Origin of the sequence: Thalassospira alkalitolerans (assembly GCF_002115745.1) — a bacterium.
In the GTDB taxonomy this organism is placed as follows: Bacteria; Pseudomonadota; Alphaproteobacteria; order Rhodospirillales; family Thalassospiraceae; genus Thalassospira; species Thalassospira alkalitolerans.
This window is the reverse complement of record NZ_JFKB01000005.1, coordinates 73392-95848: the sequence shown is the minus strand read 5'-3', so window position 1 is coordinate 95848 and position 22457 is coordinate 73392. Positions and strand designations below refer to the sequence as shown.

General features: G+C 53.6%; 22 protein-coding genes. 15 read left to right on the top strand and 7 right to left on the bottom strand.

The window, feature by feature from the left end:
• The 5 genes from TALK_RS08650 (at nucleotide 1) to TALK_RS08630 (ending at nucleotide 4687) form a co-directional block, all read left to right on the top strand.
• Nucleotides 1-843, top strand: a complete 843-nt coding sequence (locus tag TALK_RS08650; protein WP_085617898.1) for an ABC transporter ATP-binding protein — start codon at nucleotides 1-3, stop codon at nucleotides 841-843.
• 3 nt (nucleotides 844-846) lie between these two features.
• Nucleotides 847-1620 carry an ABC transporter ATP-binding protein gene (locus TALK_RS08645; protein WP_085617896.1) on the top strand — a complete coding sequence of 258 codons (774 nt, stop codon included), beginning with the start codon at nucleotides 847-849 and terminating at the stop codon, nucleotides 1618-1620.
• Between the two features lie 30 nt (nucleotides 1621-1650).
• The gene (locus TALK_RS08640; protein ID WP_085617895.1) at nucleotides 1651-2670 is read left to right on the top strand and encodes a dipeptidase; all 1020 of its coding nucleotides are present in this window, start codon (nucleotides 1651-1653) and stop codon (nucleotides 2668-2670) included.
• Nucleotides 2671-2831: 161 nt separating this feature from the next.
• The gene (locus tag TALK_RS08635) at nucleotides 2832-3773 is read left to right on the top strand and encodes a helix-turn-helix domain-containing protein (RefSeq protein WP_085617893.1); all 942 of its coding nucleotides are present in this window, start codon (nucleotides 2832-2834) and stop codon (nucleotides 3771-3773) included.
• Between the two features lie 164 nt (nucleotides 3774-3937).
• Entirely contained in the window at nucleotides 3938-4687 is a 750-nt protein-coding gene (locus TALK_RS08630) for an SDR family oxidoreductase (RefSeq protein WP_085617891.1), read from the top strand.
• An 82-nt stretch (nucleotides 4688-4769) separates the two neighbouring features.
• On the opposite strand, the gene TALK_RS08625 is transcribed toward TALK_RS08630, so the two are convergent.
• Together TALK_RS08625 and TALK_RS08620 are read right to left on the bottom strand one after the other, a co-directional pair.
• Nucleotides 4770-5183: a hypothetical protein gene (locus TALK_RS08625; protein ID WP_211274786.1), complete on the bottom strand. Its 414-nt coding sequence runs from the start codon at nucleotides 5181-5183 to the stop codon at nucleotides 4770-4772.
• Between the two features lie 29 nt (nucleotides 5184-5212).
• Nucleotides 5213-5638 (bottom strand): acyl-CoA thioesterase, encoded by a 426-nt coding sequence (locus tag TALK_RS08620; RefSeq protein WP_085617889.1) that lies wholly within the window; start codon nucleotides 5636-5638, stop codon nucleotides 5213-5215.
• A 295-nt stretch (nucleotides 5639-5933) separates the two neighbouring features.
• Here TALK_RS08620 and parE point away from each other — a divergent pair, with 295 nt between their 5' ends.
• Nucleotides 5934-7916 carry a DNA topoisomerase IV subunit B gene (gene parE, locus TALK_RS08615; protein ID WP_085617888.1) on the top strand — a complete coding sequence of 661 codons (1983 nt, stop codon included), beginning with the start codon at nucleotides 5934-5936 and terminating at the stop codon, nucleotides 7914-7916.
• 83 nt (nucleotides 7917-7999) lie between these two features.
• On the opposite strand, the gene TALK_RS08610 is transcribed toward parE, so the two are convergent.
• The gene (locus TALK_RS08610) at nucleotides 8000-8881 is read right to left on the bottom strand and encodes a GntR family transcriptional regulator (RefSeq protein ID WP_085617886.1); all 882 of its coding nucleotides are present in this window, start codon (nucleotides 8879-8881) and stop codon (nucleotides 8000-8002) included.
• Nucleotides 8882-9016: 135 nt separating this feature from the next.
• On the opposite strand from TALK_RS08610, the gene TALK_RS08605 reads away from it, so the two are divergent.
• The 6 genes from TALK_RS08605 to TALK_RS08580 all read left to right on the top strand — a co-directional run bounded on the left by TALK_RS08605 (nucleotide 9017) and on the right by TALK_RS08580 (nucleotide 15460).
• Entirely contained in the window at nucleotides 9017-10009 is a 993-nt protein-coding gene (locus tag TALK_RS08605) for a sialic acid TRAP transporter substrate-binding protein SiaP (RefSeq protein WP_085617884.1), read from the top strand.
• Nucleotides 10010-10096: 87 nt separating this feature from the next.
• Nucleotides 10097-10612: a TRAP transporter small permease gene (locus TALK_RS08600; RefSeq protein ID WP_169714981.1), complete on the top strand. Its 516-nt coding sequence runs from the start codon at nucleotides 10097-10099 to the stop codon at nucleotides 10610-10612.
• Complete coding sequence (locus tag TALK_RS08595; protein WP_085617880.1) at nucleotides 10609-11892, top strand: TRAP transporter large permease; 1284 nt, start codon at nucleotides 10609-10611, stop codon at nucleotides 11890-11892. Before TALK_RS08600 ends, TALK_RS08595 begins: the two co-directional genes overlap by 4 nt.
• A gap of 11 nt (nucleotides 11893-11903) precedes the next feature.
• Entirely contained in the window at nucleotides 11904-12899 is a 996-nt protein-coding gene (locus tag TALK_RS08590) for a zinc-binding alcohol dehydrogenase family protein (RefSeq protein WP_085617878.1), read from the top strand.
• 3 nt (nucleotides 12900-12902) lie between these two features.
• The gene (locus tag TALK_RS08585; protein WP_085617876.1) at nucleotides 12903-13991 is read left to right on the top strand and encodes a mannitol dehydrogenase family protein; all 1089 of its coding nucleotides are present in this window, start codon (nucleotides 12903-12905) and stop codon (nucleotides 13989-13991) included.
• Complete coding sequence (locus TALK_RS08580) at nucleotides 13988-15460, top strand: UxaA family hydrolase (protein WP_085617874.1); 1473 nt, start codon at nucleotides 13988-13990, stop codon at nucleotides 15458-15460. Before TALK_RS08585 ends, TALK_RS08580 begins: the two co-directional genes overlap by 4 nt.
• A gap of 94 nt (nucleotides 15461-15554) precedes the next feature.
• Here TALK_RS08580 and TALK_RS08575 read toward each other — a convergent pair whose 3' ends face one another.
• Nucleotides 15555-16115, bottom strand: coding sequence for a cytochrome b (locus TALK_RS08575; protein WP_085617872.1), 561 nt, complete (start codon nucleotides 16113-16115; stop codon nucleotides 15555-15557).
• Nucleotides 16116-16251: 136 nt separating this feature from the next.
• Between TALK_RS08575 and TALK_RS08570 the strand changes: the two genes are divergently transcribed.
• Both TALK_RS08570 and TALK_RS08565 read left to right on the top strand, forming a co-directional pair.
• Complete coding sequence (locus TALK_RS08570) at nucleotides 16252-16926, top strand: hypothetical protein (RefSeq protein ID WP_085617870.1); 675 nt, start codon at nucleotides 16252-16254, stop codon at nucleotides 16924-16926.
• Nucleotides 16927-17323: 397 nt separating this feature from the next.
• Nucleotides 17324-18286, top strand: coding sequence for a substrate-binding periplasmic protein (locus tag TALK_RS08565; protein WP_139833768.1), 963 nt, complete (start codon nucleotides 17324-17326; stop codon nucleotides 18284-18286).
• Here TALK_RS08565 and TALK_RS08560 read toward each other — a convergent pair.
• Complete coding sequence (locus TALK_RS08560) at nucleotides 18238-19125, bottom strand: alpha/beta fold hydrolase (protein WP_245829787.1); 888 nt, start codon at nucleotides 19123-19125, stop codon at nucleotides 18238-18240. The genes TALK_RS08565 and TALK_RS08560 overlap by 49 nt on opposite strands.
• Entirely contained in the window at nucleotides 19122-19682 is a 561-nt protein-coding gene (locus TALK_RS08555; RefSeq protein WP_085617866.1) for an isochorismatase family protein, read from the bottom strand. The genes TALK_RS08560 and TALK_RS08555 overlap by 4 nt, the downstream gene beginning before the upstream one ends.
• Nucleotides 19683-19910: 228 nt before the next feature.
• Between TALK_RS08555 and TALK_RS08550 the strand changes: the two genes are divergently transcribed.
• Nucleotides 19911-21878, top strand: a complete 1968-nt coding sequence (locus TALK_RS08550) for a DEAD/DEAH box helicase (protein WP_085617864.1) — start codon at nucleotides 19911-19913, stop codon at nucleotides 21876-21878.
• 131 nt (nucleotides 21879-22009) lie between these two features.
• Here the strand turns inward: TALK_RS08550 and TALK_RS08545 are convergent, their stop codons facing one another.
• Entirely contained in the window at nucleotides 22010-22456 is a 447-nt protein-coding gene (locus tag TALK_RS08545; protein ID WP_085617862.1) for an Rrf2 family transcriptional regulator, read from the bottom strand.
• Nucleotide 22457: the final 1 nt, after the last annotated feature.

Below are 22457 nucleotides of genomic sequence, written 5' to 3'. Positions count from 1 at the left end.
ATGAGTAACGAACCCCTTCTATCGGTCAAAAACCTTGCCATCACATTTTCCACCCCAAAAGGGCCGGTCAATGCGGTGCGCGGTGTTTCCTTTGATCTTGGCCGGGAACGGCTTGGCATTGTTGGCGAATCCGGGTCCGGTAAATCCCAGACCGGGCGCGCCATTTTGGGCCTGACCGCGCCAAACGGCAAAATCACCGCTGATCAGATGCAGTTCCACGATCTTGACCTGCGCAATTTGACACCACGTGCATGGCGCAAGGTGCGCGGTGCACGTATTTCCATGATCATGCAGGACCCGAAATACTCGCTGAACCCGGTGATGACCATCGGCGATCAAATCATCGAGGCTTACCGCGAACACCACAAGGTCAACGCAAAAGAAGCCAAGCGCCGCGCGATTGAAATGCTTGAATCGGTGAAAATCCGCGATCCGGAACGCGTGTTCAATGCCTATCCGCACGAAGTATCGGGCGGCATGGGCCAACGTGTCATGATTGCCATGATGCTGATCCCCGATCCCGAAATCCTGATTGCCGATGAACCAACATCGGCCCTTGATGTCACGGTTCAGCTTCAAGTGATGGCGATCCTTGACGATCTGGTACGTGAACGCGGCATGGCGCTGGTGTTCATCAGTCACGATCTGCAACTGGTCTCAAGCTTCTGCGACCGGGTACTGGTGATGTATCAGGGCCTCGTGGTCGAAGAAATCCGGGCATCCGAACTCGATCAGGCCAAACACCCCTATACAAAGGGCCTTCTGAACTGCCTGCCAAAAATGGACGGGAACCACGCCGAATTACCGGTCCTGACCCGCGAAGCAAGCTGGGCGGAGGCATAGAAAATGAATGCCATGATTGATATCAGCAAACTCAACGCGTGGTTTGATGACAACCACGTGCTTAAAGACGTCGATATTTCGGTCCCGGCCAATGGGTCGTTCGGGCTGGTCGGCGAATCGGGTTCGGGCAAATCGACCGTGCTGCGTACCGTAACCGGCCTTGTAGATGACTGGGAAGGCAACATTCTGGTCAACAACAAGGAACTGACCGGCACCCGCGACAAGGCGTTTTACCGCTTGGCACAAATGGTATTTCAGGACCCGTTCGGCTCCCTGCATCCGCGTCACACCATCGACCGCATCCTGACCGAACCGGTCAATATTCACGGGCTTGGTAATTCCGATGCCCGCGTAGTCGAAGCCCTTAATCAGGTCGGGTTGGATAATTCCTTCCGGTTCCGCTACCCGCATCAGCTTTCCGGTGGTCAGCGCCAGCGCGTTGCGATTGCACGCGCGCTTATTCTGGAACCAAAAATCCTGCTGCTTGATGAACCAACCTCGGCGCTTGATGTGTCGATCCAGGCCGAAGTGCTTAACCTTCTGACGCGCTTGCGCCATGATCTGGGCCTGACCTATATCATGGTCAGTCACGATCTGGCCGTAGTTGCCCATATGTGCGACGATATTGCCATCATGAACCATGGCCGCATCGTCGAACGCGCCACCGCCACCCAGCTTGCCGAAGGCAAACTTGACCATCCCTACTCTCAGCAGCTTTACAAGGCGGCTGCGGGTTATGACCGCGCTGTGGTCGACAGCTTCGTTGACTGGGATTAACGGCACCAAAACCAAAAGGACATCGCCCCGATGAACGTCACCACCGCCCCCGCCCCGACGGCCAATACCCGTCATCGTCCCGGCTTTATCTGGGATGCCCATGCCTGTTTGCCGCTGGATGTCAAAACCCCGATCAGCCTGCTCGACAATTATATTGCGGGCGATGTTGATTATGTCTGTGTGAATGTCGGCATGGATATGAATTCCATAGCCCATATCATGCGCGTGATCGCCTCCTTCCGCGCCAAGATCGCCGCCCATCCAGATAAATACATGCAGATTGAATGCTTTGATGATTTAGCAATCGCCAAGTCCAAGGGCTTGCTCGGCGTTGGCTTTGATCTTGAAGGATCGGTAATGTTGCAAGACATGCCCGAAATGATCCCGGTCTTTGCCAAGCTTGGCGTCACCCAGATCCACTTTGCCTATAACCGCAATAATTCGGTCGCAGGCGGCTGCCACGATACCGATATCCCGCTGACCGATCTGGGCCGGGAAATGGTCAAGGCGACCAATGCGGGCGGCATGATCATGGATTGCTCGCATACCGGGCGCCAAAGCAGCCTTGATATCATGAAGGTCTCGACCAAACCTGTCGTGTTTAGCCACGCCAACCCAAAGGTCCTGGGCGGTCATGAACGCTGCGTTGATGATGAGCAGATCAAAGCCTGTGCCGATACCGGCGGCGTCATCGGCATTTGCGGCTTTCAGCGTTTCATCAAGTCCCCCAATGCGCCCGAAGTCCCCGACATGATCCGCCATATCGACTATGCGGTGAAACTGGTCGGGATTGATCATGTTGGCATCGGTCTTGATACCATGCCAAGTGTTCCGGGCACCGATGACTTCCCCGATGGCATAGACCGCGCCTATTACTGGCCCGCCCATCGCGGATATGGCCCCGGCGCGGGCGGTGCGGCGGTGTTTGATCCGAAAAAACTCCCCGCTCTTGCCGACGCCCTGATCGTCGAAGGCTATACCCCCGACGATGTCGATAAAATCATGGGTGAAAACTTCCTGCGCGTGGCGAAGGAATGCTGGACGGTTTAAACGTCCGGCGCCTGCGCCGGCCGCGCCTCAATCCCCAAAGGCAGCGTCACATCGCTGCCTTTTTCATTACGGATGCTTTACCGTATTCCCGACCACATCGGGCAGGCGCACGACCATCTCCACCTCGCCAAAGCAACAAACAAGATCACGGGTATACATAGATGACGTATTCCTCCGTCCCTGCCCCGGCAAAAGAAAGCGACCTTCCGGCTCGCACATCGCCCGAAGGACTGGAACGTTTCATGCAAACGCACAGCCTTCTGGGCGGCAACAATGCGGCATGGAAAGATGTCTATATCCAGATATTTTCACATCAAAAGGTCAAGGCACCATTCCTTGTGCCATCGGTCGCCGAACCGATGATCGTCTGGGTCATCAATGGTGCCGCAACCGTCGAAGAACGCGAGCTGGGCGGTAAATGGATGTCGACCGATGTCCGGGTTGGTGATTTCTTCCTGACCCAATCTCCTGCCCCCTATGAAATGCGCTGGGAATCACATGGCGATCAGCCCTTTCAGGTGATGCATGTTTACCTGTCCATTCCGCTGATTAAAACCGTTGCCCGCGATCTGCTGGGACAGGGAAAAAGCCATGTCACCCTTCCCGATATTTCGGGCGCACACGATGAAACGATTTCACAGTTGCTACACCTGATAAATCAGGAGATTCAAGCCCCACAGCCGGAAAACCATTTGTACATTCAGGGCATCGCCCAAAGTCTGGCCGTTCACCTGATCCGTAAATACGCACAAACCGACACACGCAAACCCGCCGATGGCCCCAGACTGCCCGCGTTCAAACTGCGCCGGGTACAGGCATATATGGAAACCCATCTGGACGAGAAATTTGATCTCGGAAAATGCGCCCGCGAAGCCGGTTCAAGCACCTATCACTTTAGCCGCCTGTTCAAGAAATCAGCGGGTACTTCTCCCTCGCAATATTTCATCCACCAAAAGATGGCAAAAGCCCAACAGCTTTTGCTGGAAACGAATATGAGCATCCTCGAAATCGCCCTTGCCGTTGGCTATGAAAGCCCCGGTCATTTTTCACAGGTTTTCAAACGCGAAACAGGCCTGTCACCACGGGAATACCGGCGGGATTAGTTTTCCCCTTATCCGCAAAGAAAATTTGCGCAATATCGCGATAGTTTTCGCAATCCCCCAAAAGATAAGAACATCCCCTGGCATTAAGGTTCTTCCTGTCGAAAGCCCCCGGTGAACCGCCTTATGGTTCCGACGGGTTCAATCTTTGAAACAGGAGCCTGAAAATGACCAATATTGAAGGTAAAGTTGCCTTGATCACCGGTGCCTCAAGTGGCATTGGCGCCGCAACTGCCCGCAAGCTGGCACAGACCGGTGTAACCGTCGGCATCGCCGCCCGTCGCATGGATCGTCTGAACGAATTGAAAAATCAGATCGAGGCCGATGGTGGCAAAGCCATGGCCATCGAGATGGATGTGATCAATCCTGATGCGGTTGAAACCGGTGTCGCCCGGCTGGTCGAGGCGCATGGAACCATCGATATCCTGTTCAACAATGCGGGCCTGATGCCACTTTCTGATATTGATACATTCAAGACAGATGAATGGCATCGCATGGTCGATGTGAACCTAAAGGGATTGCTAAATACCACCGCCGCAGCCCTGCCTCACATGATCAAACAAAAGTCGGGCCATGTCTTCAACACCTCTTCGATTGCGGGGCGCAAGGTATTCAAGGGCCTGACTGTATATTGCGCAACCAAACATGCCGTAACCGCCTTTTCGGACGGTCTGCGCATGGAAGTCGGGAACAAGCACAATATCCGCGTAACCTGCATCCAGCCGGGTGCCGTATCAACCGAACTGTTCGAACAGATCAGCGACCTCGCCCTGCGTCAGCAAATGGAAGACCTGCGCAAACAGATGACCTTCCTTGAAGGCGAGGATATCGCAGATGCCCTTCTTTATGCCCTTCAGGCACCGGCACACGTTGATCTGGCAGAATTGTTCATCATGCCGACACAGCAAGAATGGTAACGCACCGCCATCCCCTTTGCCCTTGGGTATAAACCGCAGGGGCATTCGCGCAAAAGGCAGCGAAATTTCGCTGCCTTTTGCATTACTGCTGTTTTACCGTATCCCCGACTACACCGGGCAGACGAACAACCATCTCCGCTCCGCCAAAGCCGTGCACAAGATCACGAGCGCGGATGGTAACACTTTCGATATTGCTGGGTATTTCCACACCGGACAATGATCGGGTAAAGGGCTGTTCGTTTTCATGGGGATGGGCAAGGATACGTTGCCCCAGAATGGCTCCCTCCCGCCCGATCACCTGCCAGGCATCGGCATAATGATCCCAGCCGCTATCGTCATGGGCGACCATCACTGAAAACCGATATGTGTTCTGGCTATCACGCGTTACCGATACACCAACCGCATCGGCCTCACCCGCCTGTGCAAACGAATTAAAAGCCCCGCCTGCCAGCATCACAATTGCAAAAATAACATTTACCATCGGCTTGGATTTCATGGCGGGGCTCCTGAAACTATCTGGTGTTTTTAAACGCTGGCTTCATCCTTGCGCACCGGGCGCGGGCGGCCTTCGGCATCGATCGCGACAAAGGTAAAGGTCGCCTCGGTCACTTTGATGCGCGGCGGCTGATTACGGCGCAGCACCCAGCTTTCAAGATGCAGCACCATCGATGTATTGCCGATCCGTTCGATATCGCCGTAAACGCAGACAACATCGCCGACATAGACCGGGCGATGAAACGTCATGGCATCAACCGCAATCGTCGCAACGCGGCCCTCGGCAATCTGGCTTGCCATCACCCCGCCCGCGATATCCATCTGCGACATCAGCCAGCCACCGAAAATATCGCCACTTGGATTGGTGTCGGCGGGCATGGCAAGGGTCCGGGTGCACATATCACCACGCGGCATGGTGTTATCGCTGTTATGTGTGTTATCGCTCTCATTCACCATCAGACTTACTCCTGTCTGGGCCACATCATTTCTGCGGGCCTATATTATTTTTGGACCTCCCGGTCACGGTTCTTATCACGGCTTTCAGTACCGTTTTTCGCATTGCCACAACAAAATAGTGATCCCCACTCAAGACCACCGCTTGTATTTGAAGCCAAAAAACATTTTTATGGGCCGTATCAAACGACATATGATACTCGTTAAGTCTTAAGGCATCCAACCCCGTAAAATCGATCAACAGAGATTCGGTGTTGGACCTTGTTTTAACACAATAAAAGAAGTTGCGTTCCGGGGCATGACCGACCTTTTCGAAGAATCAAACCAATCGACCTCCAACGACTATTCCGCCAAGGATATTGAAGTTCTCGAAGGCTTGGAGCCTGTGCGCCGCCGCCCTGGTATGTATATCGGGGGCACGGATGATGCCGCATTGCATCACCTGGTTGCCGAGATTCTCGATAACTCGATGGATGAGGCCGTCGCCGGCTATGCCGACTGGATCGAGCTGGAACTCCGGCCCGACAACACCGTCATGGTGCGCGATAACGGGCGCGGTATTCCAACCGATCCACATCCGAAATTCCCTGACAAATCAGCACTCGAAGTCATTCTGACGACGCTGCATTCGGGGGGTAAATTCTCGGGCAAGTCATATGAAACCTCGGGCGGTTTGCACGGGGTGGGTATGTCGGTGGTGAACGCGCTGACCGACAAATTCCGTGTCGAAGTCGCACGTGATCGCAAACTGGTGTTTCAGGAATATTCCAAGGGTACCCCGCTGGGTCCGTTGCAAGACGGCGGTGCGGTTAGCAACCGTCGCGGCACCACGGTCATTTTCCGCCCCGATCCCGAAATCTTCGGCAACCGGGCCAAACTGAAACCAGCGACCATTTTCCGCATGGCGCGGTCCAAGGCCTATCTGTTCAAGGGCGTTGAAATCCGCTGGTCGGTCGATCCAATCCTGCTTACCAGCGATGACCCGACCCCGCAGAACGAAGTCCTGAAATTCCCCAACGGGATTCTGGATTACCTGAATATGACCATCGAAGGTCGTGATCTGGTAACCGAACGTCCGTTCGCGGGCGAAGCCAAATTTGCCGAAAGCACCGGACGGGTTGAATGGGCAATTGCCTGGCCCAATGGCGGCGAAGGTTATTTCCATTCCTATTGTAACACCGTCCCGACCCCGCTTGGCGGCACGCACGAAGCCGGTTTCCGCTATGCCCTGACCAAAGCGATCAAATCCTATGGCGATATGGTCGGCCAGAAAAAGGCCGCATCCATCACCGCCGAAGACGTCTTTGGTGGCGGCTGTATCATGCTGTCGGTGTTTATTTCCGATCCGCAATTCCAAGGCCAGACCAAAGAAAAACTTGGCACCGCATCGGCAACCAAACTGGTTGAAACCGCTGTGCGTGACCATTTTGATCACTGGCTGACCGGGGACACGGAAAACGCCAAGCGTTTGCTTGAAAGCATCATTTTCCGCGCCGAAGAACGCCGTCGCAACAAGGAAAAGAAAGAAACCAAACGTCAATCGGCAACACGTCGTCTGCGTCTTCCGGGTAAGCTTGCCGATTGTTCGCGTTCCATCGCGGCTGGCACTGAAATCTTCCTGGTCGAAGGGGATTCTGCTGGTGGTTCTGCCAAACAGGCACGTGACCGTGAAACACAGGCTGTTTTGCCGCTGCGCGGTAAAATCCTCAACGTCGCCTCTGCGACGCGCGAAAAAATGATGGCCAATCAGGAAATCAAGGACATGATCGAAGCCTTTGGCTGCGGTTCCGGGTCCGATTTCCGCATTGCCGATCTGCGCTATGAACGCGTCATCATCATGACCGATGCAGACGTCGATGGCGCGCATATCGCATCGCTGCTGATGACTTTCTTCTATCAGGAAATGACGCCGCTGATTGAAAACGGCAATCTCTATCTGGCGATGCCGCCGCTTTACCGGATTACCCAGGGCGGCAAAAGCATTTATGCGATGGATGACGCCGAAAAAGAAGAACTGCTCGATACCGAGTTCAAACGCAGCCAAAAAGCCGAAATTTCACGCTTTAAAGGTCTGGGCGAAATGCCGCCGCCGCAATTGCGTGAAACAACAATGGCACCGAAAAAACGCACCTTGCTGCGCGTCTGCCTGCCCGATGCCGCCGAACCCGATGCGCGCGATCAAACCAAAGATTTGGTCAATCGCCTGATGGGCAAAAAACCGGAACTTCGGTTCCAGTTCATTCAGGAACACGCCCGCTTCGTCGAAGACATCGACGTTTAGGCAATCAGAAATTCTACATCCAAAAAAACCGGTGCATGGCATCGGTTTTTTTGTCTCTCGACAACAAGGACCTTGCTGCCAAATCACCATTCGACCGATTTTTTAAGTGTCACTTCTGCCGTTTTCAAATGTGCCTCAAGCGCATTCTTGGCCTCTTGCGTATTGCGCAAAATGATCGCTTCAATGATCCGGATATGTTCCCTGGCGGCGGTGCAATTGCGTTCTTTTTCATCAACCTTGTTCCAGCGATAGTGGTAATGAAAAATCAACGCGATCACGTCCTGAAAACTATCCATAAACCGATTACGCGACGCCTGATTAAGCAAGCGATGAAACCGCGTATCAAGCTTTGGAAATTCCAGATAACGCTCTTCGTAATGTTTAAGAAATTCACGATGCTCTGTCAGCATCCTTGAAATCGAAGGCCAAAAACGATCTTCCTCGGGCAGGACGATCAGTTTCTCAATTGCCCGCATTTCGAACAAAAGACGCACCTCGTGAAGCTCGTCGGCATAGGCGCGATTGAAACCGTCAAACACCCAACTTTTACCGGGTTCCTTGCGGATAAATCCGAACCGGCTCAGCTTGATCAGGAATTCGCGCACCGAAGATGTTGATACATCCAACTGACGTGCGATCACCGCCTCGCGGATGCGCGCCCCCGGTCTAATATCTTCTCTGAGGATCAATTCCATAAACGCGCTTTCCAGAAAATCCTCTGTCGAGAGCACCACATCGTCAGAAAAATAGTCTGTCCCGATCGCATTGCGCAGCGCCTTAAAACCACCGCCCTGCTCAACAAGCAATCCATTGGCGCAAAGCGTTACAACAATCCGGCGTGCCGTATTCCGACTAACCCCAAGGTCACGCGCCAACCCTGAAATGCTGGAAACCTCCCAGCCCAGCGCCAACCGGTCAAGGCAGGCATTATAGGATCTTTTATAAAGTTTGTCTGATCGCGCCATTGCGTTCTGCTGCCTGTCCTTAATATGTCTTTTTTAGATTTAAGGTCAGTTGACACACCCTCATAAAGACTTTTATCGATTAAAGACAAACAAAAGCAAGAAAAACAAAATTCCACGTCATCAGGGAGGAAACTCATGACACCTTTTAAAACACTATCGAAATGTTTGAAATTTGGGGCCGTCACACTGGCCGCAGCAACCGGGTTTGCATCCATCAGCTCGGCACAGGAAATTCTGAAATTCGGGCATGTCTACGAATCAGCCACCCCATACCACCAAGCCGCCCTTCGCGCCGCCGACGCCTTCAAAGCCGCGACAAACGGCGCTTATGAAATTCAGGTTTTCCCCGCGTCACAACTTGGCAATGAAAGCGCTCTGAACGAAGCACTGGTTCTGGGCACCGTCGATATCATCTATACCGGCCCGGCTTTCATGGCGCTAAGCTATCCGCCCATATCGATTTCAGATTACCCGTTTACAATGCGCGGTTACGACCATTGGAAAGCCTATGTCAATTCTGACCTGTTTGGCGAATTGGCCCAGAATTATACCGATGTTACCGGCAATACCGTTGCGGCAATGACCTATTATGGTGCCCGTCATGTCACGGCGAACAAACCTATTCTGACCCCGGCCGATATGAAGGGGCTTAAAATTCGCACGCCGAATGCACCAGCCTATCAGATGTTCCCCAAAATAACCGGCGCCAATCCAACACCGATGGCTTTTTCCGAGGTCTACCTTGCCTTGCAGCAAAAAGTCGTCGATGCCCAGGAAAACCCGCTGCCGACCATTCAATTCAAAAAATTCTATGAAGTCCAGTCCAATATCAATCTGACCGGCCATATCCTGAATTCTCTGGGTCTTCTCATCTCGCAACAGACCATGAACAAACTCGGCGATGATGCCCCGAAACTGCAACAGGCCCTGAAAGACGCCGCCGCTTGGTGCTCAGAAGAAATCTATACATCTGAAGGCAATCTTGTCGAATGGTTCCGTGACCAAGGCGTCACTGTCAACGACGTTGATCGTGGGCCATTTATCGATGCTGTTGCCCCTGCCCTTACCGGAAGCGACATGCCCTGGGAACCCTCGGTCTACGAACGCCTTAAGGCAATCAAAGGCTGATCCTGATCCCACAATAAAAAGCATAATAGGGCCGGACGTCCGGATCATTTTCCGGGGTCCGGCCCCTTCTGGGAGGAAAAAATGCCCTTGTCCGAGAGCATTGAAAACATCATTGCCCAACAGGAAGAACGCGATAAATCCGCGCCACCTCGGGTCCCCTTCAAATGGTATGACCTGCCTGTTCTGGCGATTTTCCTGATATTATTTGCTGTTGTCTTTTTGCAGTTCTTTTCACGCTACGTGCTAAATGATTCGGTCGCCTGGACCGAAGAAATGGCACGTTATCTTCTGGTCGCCCTGGCCTTTGTCGGCGCGGTCAAATGCCAGCTCATAAAATCACATATTCGCCTTGAAATTCTGGGGGCAAAATCGCACCAGATCGCACGTTTTCTCGAAAGCTTCTCCTTGCTGGCAAGCGCGTTCTTTGCCGGGTTCTGTACTTGGTCCCTTTGGGTCCTGATCAGCAAAACCAGCTATCAGAAAATGGTCTCGCTCCCCTTCCCGAAATACTACCTCTATGCCGTTATCATGGTGGCATTGGTGGCCTTGACCTGTATTGCAATCTATCAGGCACTCCGATCGTTCAAGGGGGAAAAACAATGACCCTTTCCCTTTTGTTTGCCTCACTTTTCGTCTTGATGCTGTTACGGGTTCCAATTGCTTTCGCACTTGGGCTTTCCTCGGTCGGATATGTTCTGCTTGCCGGACTGCCGCCGGTTGTCCTGATGCATAATATGATCAACGGCATGAACAGCTTTCCACTGCTGGCAATTCCGTTCTTCATTCTGGCGGGCGCCTTGATGAATGCCGCGGGGATTACCAGCCGCATTTTTGGCTTCGCACGTTCGCTGGTCGGCTGGACCCACGGCGGCTTGGGCCATGTGAATGTCGGCGCCAGTGTCATTTTTTCAGGGATGTCCGGGGCCGCTGTTGCCGATGCCGGGGGGCTGGGCGCGATTGAAATTCGCGCCATGCGTGAAGCCGGATATGACGACGATTTTTCGGTCGGCGTTACGGCCGCTTCCTCGACAATCGGTCCGATCATCCCGCCCTCGCTACCCTTGGTGATCTATGGGGTAATGGCATCGGTTTCCATTGGCAAACTTTTCGTTGCCGGCATCATACCGGGCCTTCTGATGGCCGTTTCGTTGATGGTTATGGTGTGGTGGTATTCGTCGCGCCGAAACTATCCGCGCGATGTTGCCTTCCGCTTGTCCAATGTCTGGCGGACCTTTGTGTCGGCTTTCCTGCCCTTGATGACCCCCGTGATTATCGTGGGCGGGATTGTATCGGGTGCCTTCACGCCGACCGAGGCCGCCGTATGTGCGGCTGCCTATGCGCTTTTCCTTGGCACGGTTGTCTATCGCACTGTCGATTTACGAAGCTTTGTGCGTGTTTCGATGGAAACCATTGAAACCACCGCGTCGGTCATCATGATCGTCGGGGCGGCAACCGTCTTTGCCTGGATCCTGACCTCGAATCAGGCCGCGGCCCATTTTGCTGAACTTCTGTTGGGCCTGACGGATAATAAATATCTTATCCTGTTCCTGATCATGATGGTGGTTCTTGTCGTCGGCATGTTTATGGAAACCATTGCCGCCATCTCGATCCTTGTCCCGGTTCTGTTGCCGGTATCGGTTCAACTTGGCATTGATCCGATCCATCTGGGCATCATCGTCATCCTCAATCTGATGATCGGGCTTCTGACACCACCAGTCGGCATGGTTTTGTTCGTACTTTCAAAAGTTTCGGACGTCCCGTTCGAAAAATGTGTCACGGCCACACTGCCGTTTTTGATCCCGTTGATACTTGTACTGATTCTGCTGACCTATGTTCCGGCGATCACCCTGTATCTGCCTGACCTCCTCTATGGCGACCACTAAAAGGAAAAACGATGAAGGCCCTTGTTTGCAACACGCCAAATGCGCTTGATATCGCAGAAGTCCCGGCACCCGAATTGCCGGCCGGATGGGTGCCGGTCGACGTCCACAGGGTCGGTATTTGTGGTACCGATTTTCATATCTATGGCGGGCGACAACCCTATTTAAGCTATCCGCGCATCATGGGCCACGAGGTTTCCGGCTGCGTCGCAGCCGACTACACAGGCACCGATTTTCGCCCCGGCGAACTGGTGCTGGCCAATCCCTATATTGCTTGTGGCACCTGTCATGCCTGCCGCGCACAAAAACCCAATTGCTGCGAAAACATTCAGGTCATCGGCGTCCATCGTGACGGCGCCATGGCCGAACGTTTTACCATGCCGCCAGAAAACCTGATCCGCGCCAAGGGCCTGACTGCGGATCAGGCGGCCATGGTCGAATTCCTTGCGATCGGACGCCATGCTGTTGCACGCACACGCATCATTCCCGATGCAAAAACCCTGATTGTCGGGGGCGGCCCAATCGGTTTGGCCTGTGCATTATTTGCCCGGATCGACGGCGGGGATGTGACGGTTGTTGATATCTCTGATGATAAGCTGGCCATCCTTCGCGATGGTTTCGGCTTTAAAACCCTCAATACCGGCACCATCGATACATCCGATTTAACCAGCGGCTTCGAACACGTCTTTGACGCCACGGGGAATATCCACGCCATGAATGCCGGTCTAAAATACGTGGCACATGGCGGCACATACACCCTGGTCAGCGTCGTCAAAGAAGAATTGGTCTTTGCCGATCCTGAATTTCACAAACGTGAAACCACCCTTCTTTCAAGCCGCAACGCGCTTGCCGACGATTTCCGGTTTGTCATTGATGCCATCCGCGACGGCAAGATCAATACCGACCGGATCGGAACCCATCGGACAACGCTGGATGGCGCGGTCATCGATCTTCCCAAATGGGCGAATGATCGTGACAGCGTGATCAAAGCCATCATCGAAATACGGTAACCCATGTTTTTACAATTCGGCACCAGCCGTTTCCTGCAAGCCCATGCCGATCTGATCCTGTCCGAAGCCAATCTTTCACGCCAGATTTGCGTCGTTCAATCAAGTGGCAGCAGTGAAACATCGGACCGCATCACCCATCTTGCCAAAGACGATGGGTTTCCCGTTCGCATTCAGGGGCGGTTTGACGGCAAAACAATTGATCGTGAAATTCGGGTCACGTCAATCCGGCGCGCTCTGTCTAGCGCCTTGCAATGGGATGATGTGATCGCCGAAGCACTGGAATGTCGCTTTATCCTGTCGAATGTCTCCGAAGCCGGATACCGCCCACAAGCCCGCGACCATGACACGCATTTTGACAATGCCATGTCCTATATTGCCAAACTTCTTTTGGTCCTAAAGGCGCGTTTCACGGCTGGTCGCCCACCGGTCACGATCATGCCGCTCGAACTGTTTCCTTCCAACGGGTCGTATCTTAAAGACCGCGTTTTAACCCTTGCCAAAGAACGCAGCGAAACCGCCGATTTCGTCAATTGGCTTGCGGGCAATATCTGGGTTAATTCGCTTGTTGACCGGATCGTTTCCGAACCGCTTAACCCGATTGGGGCGGTCACCGAACCTTATTGTCTTTGGGCGATCGAAAAATCGGCAAAACTCAACCTGCCATTTACCCATCCGGCGGTTCGGCTGGTGGATGACCTTGGCACCTATGAACGCCTGAAACTTTATATCCTGAACCTAAGCCACACCTATATGGCCGAGGTATGGGAGGTACAAAACATGCCCAAAATCACCACAGTTCGCGACTTCATTTGTGAGAAAGCGCAGGTTCCCACCTATCGCAACATGATTGAAAATGAAGTTCTTCCGGCCTTCACCACCGCCAAGATGGGCGATCAGGCGGCGGATTACTTCATCAACACATATGAACGGTTTGAAAATCCTTTTCTCAAACATCAAATCGCTGACATCGCCAATGGACATCAGGCCAAAGTGCAATCACGTATCTGCGGCTTTCTCGATTGGGCAAATGAAATTGGTGACGGAACGCCAAAACCAATCCTGTCGGCAATCGCAAAGGGCAACCGGCCATGACAACGCTTCGCCTCCACCCAAACGACAATATCGAAGTCGTTCTGACACTTGACCCAGCGGGCAGCGGTGCGGCAAAACCGGTCCCTGTCGGCCACAAAATTGCGATCTGCGATATTGCTGCGGGGGCCCTCATCACCAAATTCGGTCAATCTATTGGTGTCGCCGGATCAGACATCCGCGCCGGTGATCATGTTCATGTCCATAACTGCATCTTTCGCGATGATCTTTCCCGCCATCGCGAACACAGCAATGCCACCCCCCTGCCCCTGCCATCGCGGCGTCATTTCAAGGGGTTCAAACGCGCAAACGGAACCGTCGGAACCCGAAACTTTATAGCCATCCTCTCGACGGTAAACTGCTCGGCGACCGTCTGCACCGCGATTGCCAAACAAGCCAACCTGACACTGGCGGACCGTTATCCTGAAATTGATGGGTTTGTCGCCATCGTTCACGAACAGGGTTGCGGCATGTCAGGTGCCGGAACCGAAGGCTATGAAACCTTAAAACGGACACTGTCAGGGTATCAAAACCATCCGAACTTCGCGGCAAGCCTGATCATCGGCCTTGGGTGCGAAGTTAATCAGATTTCCGCCTACCATCAGGACAACGCCCCGAAAACCCATTACATGACAATCCAGTCTGCAGGCGGAACCCACGCCGCAATTCAGGCCGGGCTTGCCATCTGTGAAACGCTCGCTGCCAACGCCGCACAGTTACAACGCCAAACAGTCGATGTATCGGGATTGGTACTGGGTATGCAATGTGGTGGATCGGATGGTTTTTCGGCGATCTCGGCCAATCCTGCGCTGGGAATTGCCAGTGACCTTTTGGTGGCCGCTGGCGGGACCAGCATCCTGTCGGAAACACCTGAAATTTTTGGTGCCGAGCATCTTTTGCTCTCGCGGATGGATGCCGCAAACGCCCATGCCTTGGAAACACGCCTTGTATGGTGGCGTAATTATGCCGCCATGAATGGTGCCAGTCTGGATAACAATCCAAGCCCCGGCAACAAGGCAGGCGGATTAACCACGATTTTGGAAAAATCACTGGGTGCGGTTGCCAAAGGCGGACAGGCCCCGGTTGCCGAGGTCATTGAATATGCCCAAAAACCATCCCGCGCCGGTCTGATTTACATGGACACCCCCGGATATGATCCGGTATCGGCAACCGGCCAAATCGCCGGGGGCGCCAACCTGATTGCTTTCACAACAGGGCGGGGTTCTTGTTTTGGCTCCAAACCGGCACCAACCGTAAAGCTTTCAACGACAACAGCTCTCTATAACGCCATGACCGACGATATGGATATCAATTGCGGCACGGTTCTGGATGGCCAGGTGTCGATGCGCGAACTTGGCGCGGAAATCTACGAAACGCTTTTGAATGTTGCATCCGGCGAAAAAAGCAAAAGCGAACTTAACGGACTGGGTGATCTGGAATTCGCCCCCTGGCGGCTTGGTGCTGTTTTGTAAAATATCGATTTAACGAAAACATCACCCTGGCCTCTCCGAAAAACACGCAACCGTGGCAGATTTCGCCGGTTTGATGCACCGCCATTTTTCGTTTTCAGGATGACCGATTGCGCAACCACGGCACATAGCGCGCCAGAACGTCATCATGACGCATAATATGATGCCAAAGGGCGGCGACAACATGCAGCACCACAAGGCTGACCAGAATGGGCACAAAGAACTCATGCACGTCTTCTGCTGCCTCATGCAGCCATTCGATACGGCCAAAATTGGGTAATTCGAACAATCCCGCCACCGGAAAATTGCGACCAATCGTTGTCATCGCAATCAGCCCCGTAATCGGAAGACCAACCATCACCAGATACAAAATCCCATGGGCGACACGCGCCAGAATGCGGATGATGCGCGGATCATCGGTTTCATGCGGGCGAGATAACCGAGCCACAGCCCAGATACGCGGGAAAAACAGCACCAGAACCGAAATCCCCACCAGCGCGTGATAGCCCATAATTTCAAGGCGTTGATCACGCGGCGTGTCTTCCATAATCTGGCCAATGGTAAACGCAGCAACCATCAGTACCGCCATAATCCAGTGAAAAGCCGGGACGGACCAGTGCGGCCAACGCGAAATTTGTGTTTCAGATGCGCCTGACATAATTGTGACCTCATTCGTGGTTACGAAACAACTGATCCCGGCGCATACTCTAACCGCAAAGTTTCGCAAGGATATGCCACAACTGTATCAAATTGTCGCAACTTCCCCGCGCACAGCCCAACAGCAGGAGCCCCCGATGAAACCCCGTTCTTCCGGCATTTTTGGCCGCCTTTCCCATCCGGGTTTTCTGATGTCACAGGATTTGAAGGGCTGGAAAAATTGGACAAGATGGACAACACATCTGACCATCCTGTCGGGTCTTGCGGCACTATCAGGCTGCAGCGGCATGTCCATACTCGAAGCACCGTATTATCAGGTCACTGACGTTCAGTCCTTCAAGACCTATGGCGCACCAAGTCAGGCCATGCGCATTGAAATCCATGATCGCGCATCCACCCTGCCCGATGCCGTCTGGGCACAGGCATTGTCCAATCATGGCTATCCGCCGCGCATCACATTTCTGACCGCGGATGATACCCCATCATCCGATCAAACCTTACGTGATGGCTATCGCGTTGTTGCCGTTGTTAATCCAACATTGGCGACCTCGCGCCAGAAAATGTGCACGTCGCCTGAAACGGCTGAAACCATTGAAACGGCTGGGACAACAGAAAAAGACGCGCGAGTAACTGTTCGCTTTGCCTTTTGTGCGGGCAAAGACATCATTTCCGAAGTCCGGGCGCATATTGTCAAAAACAATTTCGAACAGGAACTTGTCAATAACGCCGACAGCGTCAACTTCATGCTGTTCCCCCGCCAGATCCGCGACCGGGGCGACCGCAACTGCAACAGGTTTGCCCCCGGCTGCTAGGCTCGGCGGTTTGCGGCCCCCCCCTCGGATGACGGCCAGTTTGCCACCCATAATGGCAAACTGGCGCATCACACCCATTGACCAAAAAACACCAGATTTGCGGGTTTTTACGGATTTTTCAACGCCAATTCAGCCAGAATAGCGGCCATTTTATTGCCGACGAACCTTAAACCCGAAATAGCAATCGGTATAGGTTGACAACGAACCCACTTGCCTTGCACGTTTATTCCGGCCAACCTGCTTCAACTATTCAAAAGAATAGGCAAAGGGCGTGGAAACAAACGCCAGTCAAGATCGGGGAAGATCACTAGAATGGGGAAAAACCGTTGCCAGAAATGGCGCGTGTTGTGGGACTTCGCAGAAATGCAAAGAATTATAATTGCATGGCGGCGCCACGATGACTGACAGGGTATTCGTTAACCCGACATTGCGCCGGTTTGCGTGCATCACGGCAAGTATAGCAATCGCCATAACGGTGATCATCACCATTTGTGGTACCGGTACCGGCAACAACATAGTCTATGCCAATGAAACCGGGGTTGGGGCCACGGTTGGCATTGGTGCTGAACTGGCTGGCATCAATGCAATCAGCACCCGCCTGACTGTACTCGCCGATCAGGATGCCTTCCCGCAAAGCTATCAGATCAACGACCATCCGGCCGGTGTTCTCTATGACGTTTTGCGCGACTTCGGTAATCGGCAGAATATCCAGATGACCTTTCGCCAGCTTCCACTGAAACGCGCCCTGGAAAATACCGGCAATGGTCTGGCGGGGTTTGTCGGTATCAATAATTTCACCCCGACCGATCCCTTCATTCTTTCTGACGGCATCAGCGACACCAGCCTGATTGCCATCACCCTGAAACAACGCAAGATTGCCATTACCAAACCATCGGATCTTGATGGTCTTCAGGTCGGCTTGTTGCGCGGATTACCAATCCATGGCCCGCTGGCGCATGCCCGTGATGGCAGACGTTTTGATGTCACCTATTTCAGTTCAACCCGCCAATCGATTGCGCTTCTTCTGGCCGAACGCATTGATGTGGTCCTGATCTATCGCGGCAACGCCCTGAAAACATCGCTGCAACAGATTGCAAAGCTTGAAGACGAAGAATTTGCCGCCCTTGAAATTCATCCCGAACCGATAATGAATGCGGTCAATCAATTGGCCCTGCCGGCAAATCCAAAGAACGCCCGCCTGATGCGCCACTTTAACCGCTATCTGGCCACCAAACGCGACAGCGGTGCGCTTGAACAAATTATTGCCCGATATATGAACGGCACCGATAATAGCGACAATATTGAAACGGCTCAGTCGACCGATAATCTGGCAAGATCCGCCGCCCCCGCCCGTCCCTGATCAATCAGATCAATTAACGCCTTTGCGAAAATACCAGGCTGCTCCAGCGGCACATAATGTCCCGCACCGGCAACCTCGATCATTTTTGCCCCGATAATGGCCGACGCCATTTCGCGGTGGGATGCGGGCGAAATCACCCGGTCACCCGCGCCCGCCATCACGCAACACGGCATTTCAAGGCCGCGCAACATGTCCATGCTGTCAGGACGATGGGCAACGGCTGATATCTGACGTGTAAAAACATCCTGCCCCAAATCTTCGGCCATATCAGACAAAAGACCGATCAGATCATCATCATGACGATGATCGGGATGCAGCATGTCATCTAACATCGCCTCATTCACCCCCTGAAACGGCTGATGTCGCCCGGCAATCCGTGCCAGCAACAATCGTCTGCGTCGCGTCGCCGGGTCATCGGCCGTTGCCCGGGTGTTGACCAACATCAAATGCGAAACACGTTCATGCGCCATGCGCAGGATTTCAAGCGCCACATAACCACCCATCGACATGCCCACCAGAACAAAGCGTTCCGGTGCCTGATCCAAAACCGCACGCGCCATCGCCCCCACATCGTCCTGACGGCTTAAATCGGGGATAACCGGCATGATACCCGCCATAACGCCCGACTTGCCAGATGAAGCATCCGATTGCCCAGAACACGGCCCCAAAAGGTCAATCACCGGTTGCCACATCCGATGATCAGCCAGCATGCCGGACAGGAAAACCACCGATACCGGCGCCTGTTCCAATGTCGGCATCGGTCCCGACGATGGTATAAGCCCCGGCTCAGCAACCGCCACCAACTGCCCATCGATGTTTCGGGTCCGGCCTGTCATCATTTGATCAGCGCGCTCAATTCCTTGAATTCCGGGGTCCCGGCAACACGCAGCCATTCAAACATCACGCTTTCACGCGTTACGATTTTTGCCCCGGCATCGCGCATACGTTCCAGACCAAAGATTTTATCGGCCGTGCTGCGTGATGTCACCGCATCGGAAACCACATAAACCTCGCGCCCGCGATCAATCAGTTCCATCACGGTCTGCAAAACACAAACATGGGTTTCCATCCCGGCAATAACGATCTGATCGCGCCCCGGTGTTTCTTCGATCTTTTCCATGAAACCATCGGCAGGCACGCTTGAAAAACTGACTTTCGAAACAACATTTCCACCATCGACGGTACTGGATGACTTCATCACCAGATCAAGGATCGCCGGTGCCGTATGACCAAGACCTTTTGGATATTGTTCTGTCACAATCACCGGAACATCCAAACGGTTGGCACATTTGACAAGAAAACAGCATGCCTCAACCGTCTGTTCCGGCTCCTCGCAGGCAGGATAAAGTTTTTCCTGAACATCGATAATCACCAGACTGGCCCGTGACGCATCCATCAACACTGTTTTTCTCCCTGTTTCACTATCTATTTGGGGACTGACCCCAATTTAGGTTACGATGCCCGATTGTGGCAAACAAGCCTCTCAGATCGGGTAAAATTGTACTTTTGCCCCTTTTTCGAGGCGTTTTTCTTGACTTGATCAAGTCTTAGCTTTACGACCCAAGCTGCTTTATCAAAGCGATAACCACATATTAACGCATCTTATTGCGGGAAAACGAACCATATGAATTTCGCCGATCTCGGTCTGAGCGAAGATATCCTCAAAGCCGTCGCAGACGCCGGCTATGATACCCCGACCCCCATCCAGAGTCAGGCGATTCCGTCCGTGCTGATGGCACGTGATATCCTTGGCTGTGCGCAAACAGGTACGGGCAAAACAGCCAGCTTCACCTTGCCGATGCTTGATATCTTGCATCACGGCCGCGCACGCATGCGCATGCCGCGCTCGATCATTCTCGAACCAACCCGTGAACTTGCGACTCAGGTGGCGGCAAACTTCGACACCTACGGCAAATACATGTCGCTGTCCAAGGCGCTGGTCATTGGGGGGGAATCCTTCGTTGAACAGCAGAAAATCCTTGAAAAAGGTGCTGACGTCATCATCGCGACCCCGGGTCGCCTGATTGATACGTTTGAACGTGGCAAATTGCTTCTGTCGGACTGCAAACTTCTGGTGATCGACGAAGCCGACCGCATGCTTGATATGGGCTTCATCCCCGATATCGAAAAAATCGTAAACATGCTGCCTAAACAGCGCCAGACGCTTTTCTTCTCGGCAACCATGCCCAAGGAAATCCGTCGTCTTGCCGACAAATTCCTGTCCAATCCCAAGGAAATCACCGTTTCCCCGCCCGCGACCATGGCGACCACGGTTGAACATAAACTCCTTGTGCTAGATGATATGGACAAACGCGAGGCCCTTCGCCGTTTGATCCGTCAGGAAAACATCAAGAACGCCTTTGTGTTCTGTAACCGCAAAAAAGACGTCGATATCCTTTACAAATCGCTGACCAAGCACGGCTTTAATGCCGGTCGCATGCATGGCGATTTGGTCCAAAGCGAACGCACCGAAACGCTGGACAAATTCAAAACCGGTGAAATCACCCTTTTGATCTGTTCTGACGTTGCCGCACGCGGGATCGACGTTGCCGATGTATCGCATGTCTTTAACTTTGACGTGCCGTTCAACGCCGACGATTACGTCCACCGTACCGGTCGTACCGGTCGTGCGGGCCGCGAAGGCAAGGCATTTACCCTTGCCATGCCCGAAGATGGCAAACTTGTTGCTGCAATCAACAAGACCATCAACATGGAAATCCCGCTGACCGAAATTGATGGCATCGAGACACTTGAACTCGACTTCACCGGCAAGAAACGCCGCGCGAAGAAAAGCCGCAAAGCACCGCAGCGCGATGACCGTCCGGCACGCGACAACAACCGCGACAATACGCGTAACAATGGCCGCGATAACAACCGCAACGCCAACGCAAATACCAATAACCGCGATGACCGTGCAGAACGCGACACCAAAGCTGCCGCCCCGGCACCGGCACAGGCGACACCTGCCCCGCAGGAAGCCAAGCCACAGCCGCAACAGCAACAGCCGCGCGAAAACACGCAACAACGCGATGCAAGACCACGCAATGAACGTCCGAACCGTCCGGAACGGTCATCAGGCAGGTCTTCGTCGCGCCGTGACCGCGATGATCGGCACGACCGTGACGACAACAACAACAATAACAACAAACCGATTATCGGCCTTGGCGATCACGTTCCGGCCTTCCTTTTGACCCCGGTTCCGGCATCAAGCCTTGGCAAGCCCAAAGCCGCCGAGCCTGAAAAAAAGGCCCCGGTCCGCAAATCCCCGGCAAAGGCAGCAGCCACCAAAACGGCCAAGCCGCCCCGGACACGCACTCCAAGACCTCGCAAGGCAGCCGTTCAAAACGTTGAAACCCCGGCAGCCGAGGCCGAAACCACGGCATCGACCGCGGCTTCAGCACCGGCACCTGCTCCGGCCCCCTCTTCGGCGCCAGAGTCAGTACCGGAATCGGCACTGGCAACAGATGCCGTCGCTGCCAAGCCTGCAAAACCAAAACCCGCCCGTCGCCCGCGTAAAAAACCTGCTCCAAAAGCAGCTCCTGCGGCAAATACCGACGGTGCTGAAACCGGATCACCCACCAGCGAAAGCTGATCTGACCGGGATATCAAACCAATACGCAACAAGGCCGTCAGATTGCTCTGACGGCCTTGTTGTTTGATCTTATTTGCTCTTGATAGGTTGCGACCGTGAATGAGGGCCAGCTTTGCCAATAGGCAACGGCCTCAAACTGCGCGGAACAATCCGGTCGATGTCGGTTTTTCCGGGCGGCGCTTGCGCATCAATTTCAGCATGGTGTCGATTGAAATCGACAACAGCGTCGCATAGGTAATTTCCTCGATCTCATCCATCACCTGCGACAATGCAGCACCGGCATTGGTTTCTTGCACAATGCCGCTCGACGGGCCTGTACCGACCTCTTCGAACAGTTGCACCACGTCCAGCAACGTCGTGCGCTTGGCATTGCCACAAAACCGATATCCGCCCCCGGCGCCACGCACCGATTCCACCAGCCCCGCCCGACCAAGATCGCGCAGGACCTTCGCCAGATGGTTGGTCGAAATGTTGTAACGCTCGGCAATTTCGGATGCCGAAAGCTGCCGGTCGGTATCCTCGGCCAGTTCCAGCACGGCGTATAAGGCGAACAAGGTCGCCTTTTGCAAGGACATCATG

What these genes read in the sequence shown, in the direction of transcription:
- TALK_RS08650 (WP_085617898.1), top strand. Translation starts at nt 1, where the DNA reads ATGAGTAACGAACCCCTTCTATCGGTCAAAAACCTTGCCATCACATTT.
- TALK_RS08645 (WP_085617896.1), top strand. Translation starts at nt 847, where the DNA reads ATGAATGCCATGATTGATATCAGCAAACTCAACGCGTGGTTTGATGAC.
- TALK_RS08640 (WP_085617895.1), top strand. Translation starts at nt 1,651, where the DNA reads ATGAACGTCACCACCGCCCCCGCCCCGACGGCCAATACCCGTCATCGT.
- TALK_RS08635 (WP_085617893.1), top strand. Translation starts at nt 2,832, where the DNA reads ATGACGTATTCCTCCGTCCCTGCCCCGGCAAAAGAAAGCGACCTTCCG.
- TALK_RS08630 (WP_085617891.1), top strand. Translation starts at nt 3,938, where the DNA reads ATGACCAATATTGAAGGTAAAGTTGCCTTGATCACCGGTGCCTCAAGT.
- TALK_RS08625 (WP_211274786.1), bottom strand. Translation starts at nt 5,183, where the DNA reads ATGAAATCCAAGCCGATGGTAAATGTTATTTTTGCAATTGTGATGCTG.
- TALK_RS08620 (WP_085617889.1), bottom strand. Translation starts at nt 5,638, where the DNA reads ATGGTGAATGAGAGCGATAACACACATAACAGCGATAACACCATGCCG.
- parE (WP_085617888.1), top strand. Translation starts at nt 5,934, where the DNA reads ATGACCGACCTTTTCGAAGAATCAAACCAATCGACCTCCAACGACTAT.
- TALK_RS08610 (WP_085617886.1), bottom strand. Translation starts at nt 8,881, where the DNA reads ATGGCGCGATCAGACAAACTTTATAAAAGATCCTATAATGCCTGCCTT.
- TALK_RS08605 (WP_085617884.1), top strand. Translation starts at nt 9,017, where the DNA reads ATGACACCTTTTAAAACACTATCGAAATGTTTGAAATTTGGGGCCGTC.
- TALK_RS08595 (WP_085617880.1), top strand. Translation starts at nt 10,609, where the DNA reads ATGACCCTTTCCCTTTTGTTTGCCTCACTTTTCGTCTTGATGCTGTTA.
- TALK_RS08590 (WP_085617878.1), top strand. Translation starts at nt 11,904, where the DNA reads ATGAAGGCCCTTGTTTGCAACACGCCAAATGCGCTTGATATCGCAGAA.
- TALK_RS08585 (WP_085617876.1), top strand. Translation starts at nt 12,903, where the DNA reads ATGTTTTTACAATTCGGCACCAGCCGTTTCCTGCAAGCCCATGCCGAT.
- TALK_RS08580 (WP_085617874.1), top strand. Translation starts at nt 13,988, where the DNA reads ATGACAACGCTTCGCCTCCACCCAAACGACAATATCGAAGTCGTTCTG.
- TALK_RS08575 (WP_085617872.1), bottom strand. Translation starts at nt 16,115, where the DNA reads ATGTCAGGCGCATCTGAAACACAAATTTCGCGTTGGCCGCACTGGTCC.
- TALK_RS08570 (WP_085617870.1), top strand. Translation starts at nt 16,252, where the DNA reads ATGAAACCCCGTTCTTCCGGCATTTTTGGCCGCCTTTCCCATCCGGGT.
- TALK_RS08565 (WP_139833768.1), top strand. Translation starts at nt 17,324, where the DNA reads ATGACTGACAGGGTATTCGTTAACCCGACATTGCGCCGGTTTGCGTGC.
- TALK_RS08560 (WP_245829787.1), bottom strand. Translation starts at nt 19,125, where the DNA reads ATGATGACAGGCCGGACCCGAAACATCGATGGGCAGTTGGTGGCGGTT.
- TALK_RS08555 (WP_085617866.1), bottom strand. Translation starts at nt 19,682, where the DNA reads ATGGATGCGTCACGGGCCAGTCTGGTGATTATCGATGTTCAGGAAAAA.
- TALK_RS08550 (WP_085617864.1), top strand. Translation starts at nt 19,911, where the DNA reads ATGAATTTCGCCGATCTCGGTCTGAGCGAAGATATCCTCAAAGCCGTC.
- TALK_RS08545 (WP_085617862.1), bottom strand. Translation starts at nt 22,456, where the DNA reads ATGATGTCCTTGCAAAAGGCGACCTTGTTCGCCTTATACGCCGTGCTG.